At 65.9% G+C, this 13,631-nt stretch carries 7 protein-coding genes; 1 reads left to right on the forward strand and 6 read right to left on the reverse strand.

The features are described 5' to 3' along the window. Together pglX and pglW are read right to left on the reverse strand one after the other, a co-directional pair. Window positions 1-2,403: BREX-2 system adenine-specific DNA-methyltransferase PglX (gene pglX, locus I003_RS0127760; RefSeq protein WP_027774480.1), on the reverse strand; the 2,403-nt coding region annotated here is incomplete at its 3' end. After that, the gene (gene pglW / locus I003_RS0127765; protein ID WP_027774481.1) at window positions 2,400-7,190 is read right to left on the reverse strand and encodes a BREX system serine/threonine kinase PglW; all 4,791 of its coding nucleotides are present in this window, start codon (window positions 7,188-7,190) and stop codon (window positions 2,400-2,402) included. The genes pglW and pglX, both read right to left, overlap by 4 nt. 1,600 nt (window positions 7,191-8,790) lie before the next feature. Here pglW and I003_RS36230 point away from each other — a divergent pair. Next, window positions 8,791-11,214, forward strand: coding sequence for a hypothetical protein (locus tag I003_RS36230; protein ID WP_158689026.1), 2,424 nt, complete (start codon window positions 8,791-8,793; stop codon window positions 11,212-11,214). 181 nt (window positions 11,215-11,395) lie between these two features. Here the strand turns inward: I003_RS36230 and I003_RS37110 are convergent, their stop codons facing one another. The 4 genes from I003_RS37110 to I003_RS0127785 all read right to left on the reverse strand — a co-directional run. Beyond that, window positions 11,396-11,641 (reverse strand): DUF7848 domain-containing protein, encoded by a 246-nt coding sequence (locus tag I003_RS37110; RefSeq protein ID WP_486584423.1) that lies wholly within the window; start codon window positions 11,639-11,641, stop codon window positions 11,396-11,398. Next, window positions 11,638-11,985, reverse strand: coding sequence for a hypothetical protein (locus tag I003_RS33480; RefSeq protein WP_486584424.1), 348 nt, complete (start codon window positions 11,983-11,985; stop codon window positions 11,638-11,640). Before I003_RS33480 ends, I003_RS37110 begins: the two co-directional genes overlap by 4 nt. A gap of 352 nt (window positions 11,986-12,337) precedes the next feature. After that, window positions 12,338-13,195, reverse strand: a complete 858-nt coding sequence (locus tag I003_RS0127780) for a helix-turn-helix domain-containing protein (RefSeq protein ID WP_106966355.1) — start codon at window positions 13,193-13,195, stop codon at window positions 12,338-12,340. Beyond that, window positions 13,179-13,631, reverse strand: a 453-nt coding sequence (locus tag I003_RS0127785; RefSeq protein WP_027774483.1) for a DUF6879 family protein, incomplete at its 5' end; no start/stop codon positions are given. The genes I003_RS0127780 and I003_RS0127785, both read right to left, overlap by 17 nt.

Consider the following 13,631-nt stretch of genomic DNA (forward strand, 5'->3'; position numbering starts at 1 on the left):
GGTTGCGGAGAGGTCTTGGGCAAGGGTGTCGAGGGCAGTGGCGAGGGCCGTGGGGTAGGTGGCAGGGAGGGGGAATTCCTCCAGTTTGGTGCCAGTGAACTCATACCGATCCGACCATGGGTGAACACTGACGCGGGCGCCGTCGCCTCCCACTGGGTCGCCGCCCTTCGGGTAGCTCACCATCCTGAGCCAGAAGCACGCGGTGGAGCTGTTGAGCAGCCCGAGCAGCCGCAGGTGCTCCTCCTCGCTGGCCCCCTCGCGCAGCTTGATCACCGGGGCATGCCGGTTAAAGACGTGACCTCCACGGTCGAGGACGAAGTGATTCTGCGTGGCGACGAACGCGAACATGATGGAGAGCGGGGTCTGGTACGCAGAAGACGTGTACTGCATGTAGTCCCACCATCGGAGGCCAGCCGCAGCCATGTCTCCTTGGAACGTGCTACGTACCTCCAAGAGGCGTCGCATAGGCCACAACTCCTGGATGAGGCCACTCAAGCGAAAACCTGGTACGTAGGGGAACCAGATAGCCTCATCTGCCTCGGCCCTCCAGTCTCTTACGACGTCACCAGTCATGAACGGGCGCAGGCCATTTCGATCTGCAACTGTTCGATAATTGGGCCGCAATGGCCGGAGGTAGGCGCCATCGGCCCCAACGCGGACTGCTCGCCCAATCGGCGGCTCGATCGCGGCCTTCATAAGCTGCTCGCTGGCTCCGCTGAGTTGGTCAACCATCTCAAGGCCGCCATCATTCAGCACCCACGGCTGTCTGCTGAAATAACGTTCGCGTCCCAGGTCGTCCACAGAGACCCACTTCCCCACAGAGCGGGGCCTGTCGATCTGTTCAGCGATCGCCGTCCACACCAGCCCGCGTTCCGCGTCCACTGGTGCAGTTGGCTCACCCTGAACACTGCGCACGGTACGAATCTGTTCCGACCGGGCCTCGCCAGAGCGTCGACGCCCCACCAGGATCACCGTCGGTGTCCCATGCCCGGGAATGTATGCGCCCGAGGTGTCGATAACCTCCGTTAGCTCGACCTTGTGCCCGAAATATCCCTCGATCAACTTCGTCCCAAATTCCCGCTTCATGAACGAGTTAGCGGTGATCTGCCCGACCATCCCATAACCGCGCCCATCCGCCGGATTCCCCGCCTTCGCCAGCTCGAAAAACCTCTGCGCAAACGGAACCGACAATGCAAATGTCCCTGCACACGCGTCATACAGCCCACGGTAAAGGGCATTCAGCTTCTTGTCCTTCACCGTGATATACGGCGGATTCCCCACCACCACGTGATACCGCCCCGGCTCCAGGATCCTCTTGAACTGCGGCTCGTGGATGTCCTCCGTCGCGTACGCGAACTCCGCCAGCTCGTCGCCCGATTCCTCCCCGACCAGTGTCAGTTCCAGCTGCCGCGCCTTGATCAGTGAGTCGCCCACCGCCACGTGCAGCGGCCACTCATACTGCCCCGCCTCCGCCAGCGTCCGCACCCCCGCCGCCGCCATCGCCGCCACCAACAGCCGGAACCGCGCAATCGCCACCGCGAACGGGTTGATGTCCACCCCATGCACCGAGTCCAGCGCCGCCCGTACCCGCTCGTGCGGGTCTCCGTGCGGCTGCTTCTCCGCCCACCGCCGTACCAGCCGCCGGAAGGCACCCAGCACGAAGTGCCCCGACCCGCACGTCGGGTCGATCATCCGCAGGCCGGCGACGCCGAACTCCCGTACCGCCGGGTCCATCGCCCGGTCGAGGATGAACTCCTCCACGAACTCCGGCGTCTGCAGCAGCGCGTACGTCTTCCGCGCCGCCTCCGACAGGTCCTGGTACAGGTCGCCGAGGAAACGGGTGTCCCACCCCGTCGTCCCGTCCTCGCTCAGCGGGTCCGTGAAGTCGTGGACCAGGTCGCCCGACTCACTTCGCTCCCGCCAGAACGTCACCAGGTCCCGCGCCCCGTCGTGTGACAGCGGGATCTGGTACAGCGGGTTGCGCGCCATGTCAAAGAGCGCCCGCCCCGCCTGTCCCGCGCCCAGCTCCGCGAAGGCCCGCTCTAGCCAGCCCCGGTACGTCGGGTCGTCGTCCGTCTCCACGTACGCGTCGTACCGCGCCTCCGCTAACTCCCGCCGCGCTACGTCCGGGCCCGCGAGCCACGGCTCCGGGATCAGTCGGTTGTCCTCGCAGAAGCGTACGAAGACCGTGCCCAGCACCCACGCTGCCGCGACCTGCGTGATCCGCTCGTCCAGCCAGGAGTTCCACGTCGCCGCCGTACGCCCCAGCTCCCGCGCCCGTTCGTACTCGGCGTGCAGCCTCGTCCGCACGGGCTCCACGGCCTTCACCTGCCGGGCCAGGTCGGCTTCGGCTGCCTTGACCTGCTTGATCAGGTCAGTCAGCAGCGCCTTGCGGTCGATCAATTGGGCTCTCCCATAGTCCTAGCCGAACCCTCACCAGAGCCGGCTCCACCATCCACGCTCACTGTCTTCTCGCCCGAGCCATCCGCCTCCCCCGGCAGCGCCACCCGGTGCGCCCCCCGCACCCACGCGTCCGTCAGCGGAATCCACTCCCCCAGCCCCGTCTGGTACGGCACCGACACCGTCCCCAGCCGCGGGTCCCTCGTCGGGTCGTCCTGCGGGCACAGCAGCCACAGCCCGGGACCGCCGCCCCGTGCCCGCTCCGCCAGTCGGTCCAGCACGCCCATGGCCCCGTACCGGGCGAAGACCCCGCCGTCCACCAGCAGCAACGGCCGAGCCGCACCGGGCGCCGTACCGCCGGACTCCAGCAGGTCGGCCAGCCGCGGTTCCACCAGGCCCCATGCGGTTTGCGCGTACTCCGCGAACCGCATCGCACTCTTCGAACCGGGCGGCGCCACATCGGCCTTGAGGATCGTCTCCCACGTCGGCTTCGGCCGTGCGTCCACAAGCTCATGCAGCGCCCCGAGAAACAACGAAGCCACGGACACCACTTCGGCGCCGATGCGGTTCGCGCCGGCCGCGCCACCCGCACCGCCTGAGCCCAGCATCCGCACCGCCCGCCCCGCGCTGCCGGTCGACACCGTCAGCACCCGGAAGCCGTCCCGCCGGGCCGCCCCCCGCAGCCGCTCGTCGGAGGCCGCCGCCACCGCTACCTCCGGGTCGTCGGCGTAGCGCGTCACCCTCGCCGCGCCCGTCGCGGTACTACCGCTGCGGTCCGAGGTGAGATAGCTGGACGCGGCGTCGAACTTGCGCGGCAGGTACCGCTGCGTACGCGGTGCGGTCCCCTCCCTTGTCTTCAGCTCCAGGTCGAAGCCGGCCTCCCGCAGCGCGGAGGTGAGCCGGCTGCCCTCGGGCAGGACGTGCCCGCCGCGTTCGTCGAGCAGTTCGGGGAAGCGTGCCCGTACCCGCTCGTGGATCTCCGCCGCGGTCAGGCCGGGCTGGCGTGCCTCCGCCAGGCCGGGGATCAGCCGGACCAGCCCCGCTTGGGTCAGCCGCAGCGCCCGTACAAGCGGCAGGTCGCGCGGGTAGATCTCCAGCCGCGGCGTGGCGGCAGCGCGGCGCGAGGAGGCGGCGGCGAGTTCCACGAGGCGGCGCTCGTCCCACTCCAATACACCCTGGGGCGGCGGCACGGCGCCGAGCTCGCTGAGCACGGCGGCCGAGGTGGGCAGCGTGTCGAGGTTCGCGAGGTGGTCGGCGGCGCGGCCAAGGCGCTGGGCGTAGTCGAGCAGGCCGGGCGCGGACGGCGTGTCCGGGCCGTCGTCGTCGCCGACCTCCAGGGCGAGCAGCCCGGCGCCGACGCCCTCGTCTGCCGCATCACGGTTGGCGATGTGGCGGAACGCTTGGTTCTCCGGTGCCAGTTGCTCGACCTCGATGACCGCGCGCACCGCCGCCAGCGCCAGTGCCCGCCGCTGGTCGCGGCCCTGGAGCTGCGTGCCGCGACGTACGGCCAGCGCGTCGGCCAGCTCGGCAGCGGGGGCGACGCGCCCGAGGCCGTGCAGCAGCTCGATGATCTCCGTACGCAGCGCCCGTACCGCCGGGTGCTTCTTCCACCGGGTGCGCTGCTGCTTCAGCAGTTGAGAGACGCGCGCCTGGCCCACGCCGGGCAGCACCTGTGCGACGTCCTTCTGCCGCGGCCACACGGTGACAGGGGGCAGGGCGCCGTGCTCGTCCGGCAGCCTCAGCAGCAACTGCACCATTGCGACCTCGTTGCCGTTGGCGCCGTTCTTCTTCAGCTCCGGTACGAAGATGGTCGCCAGAGCGTCGAGGCTGACCCCGCGCAGTGCGTGCTCGGACAGACCCGCTGCCGTCGCCGGGCTCGGTTCCGTGGCGAGCTGGTCGGCGAGCGCCGCCTCGGCGTCAGAGAGTGCCTTCAGTTCCTCCTTTGCGGCCTTGCGCCCCTGTGGAGTGAGCGGCGCGGCCGGTGCCTCCGCGAATTTCTCCCGCCACTGCCGGATCCGGCCCAGCACCTCCTTGCGGGTCTTCGACCCCAGGCCGGGCGCGTTGACCAACTGGCGCTGGCTGTAGTCGAGCAGCTCGCCGACCGTCGTCACGCCGAGGCCGTGGACGAAGGACTCGGCTGCGGGGCTGAACCCCACGGCGGAGATCGCGTCGGTGCGCTGCGCGGCGGCGGCCCGCTTGTCGCGCTGCTGCTGCGCGGTCAGCGTCTCGGCCTCGTCGATCGCGCCGGGCCCGGGGGCGGACGCGGTCTTGTGTCGGCTGGGGCGCGAGGAGGGGACGGCCTCGTCCAACGCCAGGAATATCTTCTTCCAGGCGTCGCGCATCGGCTTGAGGTCGGAGAAGCGCTCACGGGCGTCGCGGTGCAGGGCCCTCTTGAAGAAGGCGGAAAGCCCGTCGCGCACCGCGGGGTCGAAGGCGTCGGCTGCGATGGTGGCGTACGGCTGCTGCCGAGGGTCGGTTTGGCGGGCCGAGACCTTGCCGTCGCCCCAGACGGGCAGCTCGCCGGAGGCCATCTCGTGCAGGGTGACGGCGACGGCGTAGCGCTCGGCGTGCGCGTCGTACACGCCTCGGGTGATCGTTTCGACGAATGGGTCGAGGTAGCCCTCGGTGCCGGCGTTCACCTCCTGCACCGGATACCCGGCCAGGGAGAAGTCGATGAGAACGAGTTCGCGGGTGCGGTTGGGGCGGATGCGGATGGCTATGTTGTCGGGCTTGATGTCCCGGTGCCAGACACCCTCTCCCTCAAGGAAGTCGACGGCGCGGAAGAGGTAGTCGCCGTACGCTTCGAGCTGGTCGACGGTGAGGCGGCCCTGCTCGCGCAGTTGCCGGGCGACGGTCTCCTCACGCCGCCGGGTCTTGGACCCACTGCCCGACGGGGCCGGGCCGGAGTCGGTGTCGCGTTCGTCGCCTACATACTCCATGACGAGCACGGTGCGCCCACCGATGGTCTGCGGCTCCGGCTCGACGAGGCGGATGATCCCGGAGTCGGGGCGCAGCCGGCCCATCACCTCGGCCTCGCGGCGGAGCACGTCACCGCGGCTGTCCGAGAGGGCGACCTTGAGCACCGCCAGTGCCTTCGGCCGGCGGGCCGTGGCCGACGACGGCGCTGACGCGGCCGTCAGGTCGCGGACCAGGAAGGCTCGGCTCGTGGAGCCGGTGCCGAGGCGGCGCTTGACCTCCCAGCGGCCGTCCAGCAGATCACCGGCGGCGGCTTCGAGCGGGTCCTTCTCCTCTGCGTCGGCCTCGACGGCATCCTGAGCCTCCGCCGCCGGAGCGGTCAGGTCCTCCTCGACCGTCTCCAGCATGTCCAGGAACTCGTCGACCGTGTCGATCCGGTCTTCGGGCCGGTACGCCGTGGCCGCCTGTACCAGCTCGTCGACGTACTCCGACAGACCGTCCACGACCGCACTGGGCCGCAGCCCCTCGCCGGCCTCCAGACGCGCCACCAACTCGGCCTGGCTCGCTGCCGGGGCCTGGCCTGTGGCCAGTAGATAGGTAAGGACGCCGAGGCCGTAGATGTCGAGGGCGATCGGGTCGGCGCCCAGCGCCGTGAGCTCGGGAGCGAGATACGGGTCGGCGCCCTCCGCCAGGTGGGCGCCCGCCTGCGAGAGCGCGGTCGCCGCGGGACGGGCAGCGCCTACCTGGGCTCCGCTCGGGCCGGAGTCAGTGCCGCGCGCGACGGCAACCTGCCAGTCGGATATCTGCAGATGCGGGGTGAGCCAAGGCCGCTCGTCGCTGTCCGCGCCCGCGCCGGTGCGACCTCGGGGTATGACATGGACGGCGTTGGCGGCAAGCGTGCGGTGGTACAAGCGGGCGCTGTGGGCGCTGCGCACGGTCTCGGCTAACTGCCGTACCAGTGCCATCCGGGCCAGTATGTCCAGCCTTTCGCCGTACTGTGCCAGGTACGTATCGAGGCGCAGCGTGCGCGGATCGTAGTCGAAGATCAGGGCCGGGCCTGCGGAGTGGGCCGCCGAGTCGTACTGCTTCAGCCGCACCACACCGGGGTGCTGGAAGCGGCGCAGTACGGCGGCCTCGCGCAGCGCCGCCCGCTCGACCGAAGCGCGCAGGCTCGCACCGGCGCCGCGCTCGCGCAGATAGATGCGTACCCTGACGGCCTCGGGCAGCTCGGCGTGCCGACCGAGGAAGTCGGACCAGGTGGGGCCTGAGTCGAAGGACTTGCGCTCCAACTGGTAGGGACCGATGCGGTATTCGGCATCGCTGCGAACGAGCCCGATCTGCTTGAGCGCCTTCGCGATGTCGGCGGAGCGGGCGGTGTCGATGCGGTCGCGCTCGGAACGGGGCGGCTGCTTCAGGTGCTGGATGAGGTCGCCCACGAAGAAGACGCCCTGCATGTCGCCTGGCGGCAGCCGCAGTTGCAGGGACGAGTCGGTGAAGCACACCGCCTCGGACACCCAGACGCGCTGGCCGGCCCGGGAGAGCAGACCGGCGAGCTCCTTGGCCTTCTTGTTCGCCAGGTGCAGCGGGTTGCCGTGCGGTATTCGACGGCGGCCGTTCGGCACGGTCTGCAGCCAGGTGCCGTTGCGGGACTCCACGCTGCCGTGCCAGTCCTTGAGTTCGATGAGGCAGACCTGACCCGGACCGATGACGAGGAGATCCACCTCGCGTGGGTGACCGGAGTTCGCGGTGAAGACGAAGTTCGACCAGGCGCGCCAGGGTTCGGTGTCCGGTAACTGTGCCCGGATCGCCTCCAGACCGCGGCGCTCGTGCGCGAACTCGGAGTCGGTGACCGTGACCCACCGGCCTTCGCGCATCCCGCGCCTTCCTTCGTAAGTGTCCGCTCTCGGCGATACGTGGCGTTGCTGTGACGCACGCCATCGTATCGGTCAGAAATACGGGCAGAAGGGCCCTTCGGCCCCTGCGACCGGGGTGCCCGAACCGCGCCGTGGTCACGGACGGCGCCAGGTTCGTTCCAGCAGATGCTGCGGGACGATCTCGTGCGACGGACGAGGGCTCTCGTAACGCTCCCGCAGCCCGCGATTGGTGACCCCGATCGACAATCTGCACGTCGCGGGTGGGTTGCGGTAGACACCGAAACGGGTACGGATCATGTTGGCGTCCTTGTTGCCCACCGCGGTCCAGTCGTCCGGGCCTGAACAAGCGCACGGCTGTGGAGTTCGGCGTGTTCATCCACCGCATAGCTCTCGGCGGCCCTTCTGCACGACGGAGTCGAGCCCGCTCGTGCTCAGTCAATGTGCAGTACGACTCGGCTGTTTGCCTTGTCGATGGCGTGTCCCCTGGAGAGGCGGCTGTCCGGCGTACCTGCCGGATGACTGGTCATGATCGGCACTGCCGTACGGTGAGCTCCCTAGGCTGCGATGTGGGCATTGAGGGTTGTGGGCAGGGCTGCGGGGGCGGGTCCGTAGGCGGCCGCGCCGAGGCGGACGGGGGGCTCGGGATCTGCATTGTCGCGTTTGGCGATGAGGTAGGCGAGGGAGTCGCCGACGACGAGGGGCGGGGCTGATGCCGGGGGTGCCGTAGCACCAGGCGTCCCGTCTTCCTGGGGTGTGTCGGGCTGCCGATCCGGTGTCGAGGTCGCTGCCACTCACGTACGGCGGCCAGGTGCCGCCTGGCTCTTGCCGGTTCAGGAGCCAGGTGGCGCGGTGTGGATCGCGTCGGCTTGTCCGGGGCAGGTGTGGCCTGCGGTGTATGCGATGGCGAGAGGATTCGCGAATGCGCAGGTCCCGGGGCGCGTGAGCGCCGCTGTTCCTGCGGCACTGGAGACCGCTCCCGGGAGAAGCCGACCAAGATCTTCTCCCAGACTTCTCCCAAGCGGTCTCCAGGAACCACTCAGGGGCCCGACCCATTGAGCGGATCAAGCCCCTGACCTGGTGCTTTGCTGTCGGGGTGGCGGGATTTGAACCCACGACCTCTTCGTCCCGAACGCGATCAAGACCCTGCCGGAAGTGCCCAACTGCACCGCTGGCTAGCAAGTTGGTCGTAGTCATCGTCCACGGACGTCCATGACCGTCGGCGGTCGTTCATGTCGTTTGGCCCCCCGTTTGGCCCCCCGGGTTGCGGCCACCCCAAGAGTTGGCTGCGTGAACTGCGGTTCGTCCTCAGGTCAGATAGCGAGGGAATCTGCGCTGGTCAGAGCCTCTGTGTGTCCGGTGTCGGCTGCGCGTTGCCACCAGGTGCGGGCGCCTTCGATCTTGCCGTCCTCGTGCAGGAGCACGCCGAGGGCAGGCCCGCTCACGAGCCTAGGTGTCGGGCGGTGGTATCCCACACGCGCTGTGAGTCCGCCTGACTCGCCGGCGAGTGAGCCGCTGGCGGATTGTGTTGAATCAACCACACTCAGCAACAATGTGTTCTACCGTTGTAGCGACGTCGCGTTGGTCGTGTGGGGAGGCGGACTTGCAGCCGTTAACGAAGGATGAACTTCGATCTGCATATCCTGACGAGGAAGAGCAAAAGACTATCTTCCGCCTCATGATCCTAAGCGAACTCCTGAGTTTCTGCCTTATTGCGCGCGAGTATAAACCCTCGACAAACCTCAATAACCAGATAAAATTGACCTCTCACGGCCAGGATAAGGTTCAGGCGTTCGCCAAGAAGAGAATCCCGATCCCCGAAGCGCGAGCTATATGCTTTCTTGAATTCTCCTGGATCGACTTGCTGGTCGACCATAAGGCTACAGACCCCCAAGCTGTACAGAAGGAAATTGGAAAGCAAATCAAAGATCGAGCGATCATATTTCCGTTCATCTTTGGGCGTGAGTTGTACGACAAGGCATACGAAGAGCTCGACCCTGAGAAGCGGGAACTCGACGTAGCCGATACGATGGATTTCCTCTCAGGGACCCCGCAGGGCGTCTTTCAGATGCATGAGTATGTCACTGGCCCGTTTGGGCTACTCAGCAGCGAAGAGATTAGGTTCTATCAGCCTCAGCGGTCAGCCAATTTGATTCACTGTAGCGATAAGAGCTGCCACGATCTTCACGCCGTGTACTTCTCGACTGCCACTGAAGCGCCCATAAATAAGCATCGAACAGAGGCCGCGCGAGTTCTGGCTAAAGAAAGCGAGATCCCCTCTGCTTGGGCGTCTTTCCTCTCTGAGGTCTACTCCAAGCTCTCAAATCCGGCCCGTGAGAATATGGGCGAGACTTTGATCCCCATCCTTGGGGACTGCCTCACCGAGCCGGAGGTTAAAGAGCTAACGAAGTGGCTCCTGGATAACACGCGTGGATCATTGCGCGAGACGTGCAGTGATTTGAGCCTCCGTGGAAGTGCAGCAGAGATTGTCGAGTCGATGGATCGGGCTCAACTCATGCAGTTGTGCCTGACAATGAGCGATCGCAACCTCATGCAGGGGATAGACACGCTCGTACATCAAGGTGTCATTCGAGTGCCCAGTTCAGAAATCCGCGTGCCTCCAATTAATGCTGATTCGACGTTTGGCAGATTTCGGCTAATGGCGGAACTTGGTTGTCGCGGGATTCGCACTCGATCCGGGCGCATGAACTTGGCGCCTTTGAGGCTGCGAAGCTTGATCGAGCGCATGTATCGACTCTCAGACGTCGTAGACCGAGAAGAATTGGAGTGGCAGCTACGGGATGTGGACGGAGAGAACCTGGAGGCACGTCTAGAGAAATATCTCCTCGATTGCTCCCCGGAATCTGTCGTTCGCAGTTTGGTTCTGGCGCGCAAGAGTAATGCTGTGGCGGCCTGCGAGATATTGCACCTGCGTGAAGGAGCAGCCGAGAGTAAGGACTTCATCCCTCTCATCCTATGGAAGCTAGGGTTTGGGTCGCCCAATGAAGCTGACCCTCACGCCGACTTCTGGAGGCTTCACGAGGAAATGGAGAGAATGGCGAGGATGGGGCCAGGTCGCCCATTGTCTCCTTCAGTGGAAGAATTTCGAGGTGCGGCGGCCAACTATTTTGTCCATCTTGAAAGTGCCTTGGATGATGCCATTGGCTTCACCATCTGGGCGCTCGTTCACGATCATGTAACTGACGGGCGGCCTTTCATTTACGAGCCAGATCGGCAGCGAGATCGTTCATATAGGTGGCTGCAATCGGCCATCGAAAGGTCCGGAGATAAGGACCTCGCGTACGGAGAGAAGAATACGCTCTACGCTCTTTGTCGTGGGTTTCAGTGCCTCAGCTCTGAGCTAAAACGCATAGCCGCAGAACGCGACACGTACAAGCGAGAGTCCGATCATCTTCCGAAGTGGGTCGAACATCAGACCTTGCAGAGATTCCCTTTCTCTCACGTCGTGCCATTCCTTGATCTGACGGACGACTCGCGAGAGATGATCCTTCGGAATCTTCAGGAAATTAGTCGCATGCTTGTATCGGAGCGCATCTACGATGCTCGTAACTCCTGGCTCCACGGCGGAAAGCAGGACCTTGACTTCGGCAACGTGCGCGCGACCCTGTCAGCGATTCGGGATGCAGTTCAGTTGGTGGAGGACTGTGGGTTCCTGCGCACCAATTTCGCCATTGACTCGCGCCGATCAGATGGGCATGGCCGGCGGGTCACTACTGTGCGAAACCCGCGAGGCGTCACTCTGAATTTTCACGAACCTTCGCCATACTCCTGGCTGGGCCTGCCAAGCGTGAACGGTGGCGTACACGTTATTACCGCAGCCTGCTTCTCCGCTCCGAGTAACTTTCTCCGTTTCCGATCTGAGGTGTCTTCTCCGTTCACTGAAATGTGGTCAGACTATCCAAGAAGGAAGCCGCAGTCGCAGAAGGTGGGGCACGCCCTTGATGTGGTTGCCGAGGCCGCGGGCAGTCAGGGCAGGGGCGACGGCCCTATGCCGCCTACGGCCTGAGGTGCGTGCACACAGCAATCTGCGGGCGCCGCCGTGTTCCCTTCGCCGGGCGTTTCGCCGTCGCAACGCCCCTTGTCTCGGCGAGAGACTTGACCGCCGATGAAACGGATAGGGGTACGGGGCGCACGGTGTGCCCGCCGCAGGGAGCCTCTACGGTGCCGCGCTCGGGGCCTCCGCCGGTTCAGGGTGGTGCCGCTACGAGGTGGCCCGTCACCGCGGCATGGAACCGTGTATGCCCTGCCCGTCCGGCATGCACAACACACCAGTCTTGTACCGGCTCCCACCCCGGGTGGGCGCCGGAGGCCGCCGGGCACTCTGTGCACGCTGCCGAGTGCGACAACCCCGCGTGCCCGTCCGTTGCCAGGGGCCACGGTGCATACTCTGGCCGCGTGCGTGCCGGGCGCGCAGCCCTGTCCGCGGCGCTCATCCGGACGCCTCTGCCGGGGGTGTCCAGCCCGGCCAGCCGTCGTCGTCTGACGGGCCGTCGTCGCTCGGTTCGGCTACCCGTTCCCCACGGCGCTCCGCGACCCGCAGCGCGTCGCGCAGTGCCTCACTCATCCGCTCCACCAAGAACCGCAACTCGGTCTCCGACGCCCCGCCCTTGAGCACCTGCGCTGAGCGCTCCAAGAGGTCATGCCCCCAGATGAGTTGCTGGACCTCGATGGCGTCGACGTAATCCGACAGCCACCCCGAGCCGTCCGGCACGTAGCACGGGCGTCCCTCCGGTGTCGTCCACGGCAGCAGCCGCATCTCCGACGGGTGCGCGCTCACGTCTCTGCTCCCCGTGTGATCAAGCGCGCCAGACACCGCGCCACCGGCGGCGACACCGTGCCCAACTCGACCATGCCGTAGGACGGTTTGCCGCTCTTCACCCCCTGCGGCCTTACGTCCATGGCAGGGAACGAAACCCCCGCCTTCCGCAGCGCGGCTGAGAGTTCAGCCCGCGCCGACTCCGCTTCCCGAAGCCTCCCATCAGCCGTCCTCACGACGCACCACCGCCCGCCGCGCCCACGGTCACGGGATGGAATGCTTCGGCCAACTGTCGGGCCGACCCGAACGGGCCGGAATTCGCCTTCGTCACCATGGGCAGCATGATTCCGCTTGCCCTGTGGGCGGGCCACGATTATTCGCGTACTTGCATAAACTCTGCTGCCGCATCCCGAAGGAAGGCGACCGCATCCGCCCCATGCAGTGCGCGCGAGTGGAAGAAGTCGAACAGGTCGAGATGATGCCGAACGTCCCTCGGGTCGCGCAGCACGACTTCGCCAGAGAACATCTCGATAGTGGCAAGTCGGTCGTCATAGGTGACGAACACGTTCAACGGGATTGCGGGAACGATGACACTGCACGGGACGATGCCAATTCCGATGTTCGGCCGGCTCGCGAGTTCCGCCATGTGGTGTGCCTGGTCTGACATGGCTTCAGCGTCCGAAAGTCTCCACCTGACAGCCTGTTCCGTCATCAGGAACATGAAAGTACGGGACTCGTCTGTCAACGCTACTTGCCGCCGCAAGCGCGCCCGAACGATCCTGTCCACGTCCTTTCCAGGCTCGGACCCCACCGGGGGAGAGAGCGAAGCACGCGCGTACGCCTCCGTGTGGAGTAATCCGGTCGGAATAGCGGGCAGGAAGTAGCGAAGCAAGCGCGCGCTGCGTTCCATAGCGGCAAGTTCCGCTTGCTTCTCGTACAGCCCCACTCGGGCGTACGACCGCCATGCGGTGTAGTCCACGTTGGCGCTGCGTGCCAGCGTAATCAGGTCTTGCGCCGCGTCCTCCGGCACATCGAGGGCTTGCAGAATGCGTTCTACGTCGATCACGGACGGCAGGACCTTGCCCCGCTCGATCCGGGAAATCTTTGCTTGGCTCATGTGGCAGCGGTCAGCGACACGTTGCCCAGACAGGCCGGAAGCCCTACGGAGTTCCCGCAGGGCCTCAGCCAGCGTGTCTCGCTGCTCCGCCTGGCGCTCAGGATCGGTACGCACGGAACGGTACGGCTTCCCTCAAGGCCGCGTCACGCCACGCCAAATACGCGAGAAGGTCAGGGTCTTGAATCAACTCACGGTTGATCTGGGTGCCGTCCTCCCGGTAATTCAAGTGAACGACTGTGGTTTCATCGAACATCCAGAAGTCTTGGAGCGGGACACCCGCAGATTCTCGGAACATCTGGTAGTTCTCGCCAGCGGCAACGTTTCCGGGAATGCACCACTCGAAGAGGTACCGAGAGTATGGCGTGAGTGGTTCGCGTACGAGGTGCGCCCGCGTCATCGTGCGGCCGGCGGCGCGATGCGACCGAATCAGCTCGTGCCAATCCTCGCTGAAATTCTCCGGAATGGGCTCGCCGCGCAGGAAGGCAGCGAGCGAGTCCTGTTCGCCAGGCATGGTATAAGTCTGGTGAACCTCCATGCGAAACGCGGACTT

The organism is Streptomyces sp. CNQ329, from assembly GCF_000482585.1.

Bases quoted from the DNA above. Each gene is read 5' to 3' on its own strand.
- I003_RS37110 (WP_486584423.1), bottom strand. From the start codon at position 11,641: ATGAGCGCCGCGGACAGGGCTGCGCGCCCGGCACGCACGCGGCCAGAG.
- pglW (WP_027774481.1), bottom strand. From the start codon at position 7,190: ATGCGCGAAGGCCGGTGGGTCACGGTCACCGACTCCGAGTTCGCGCAC.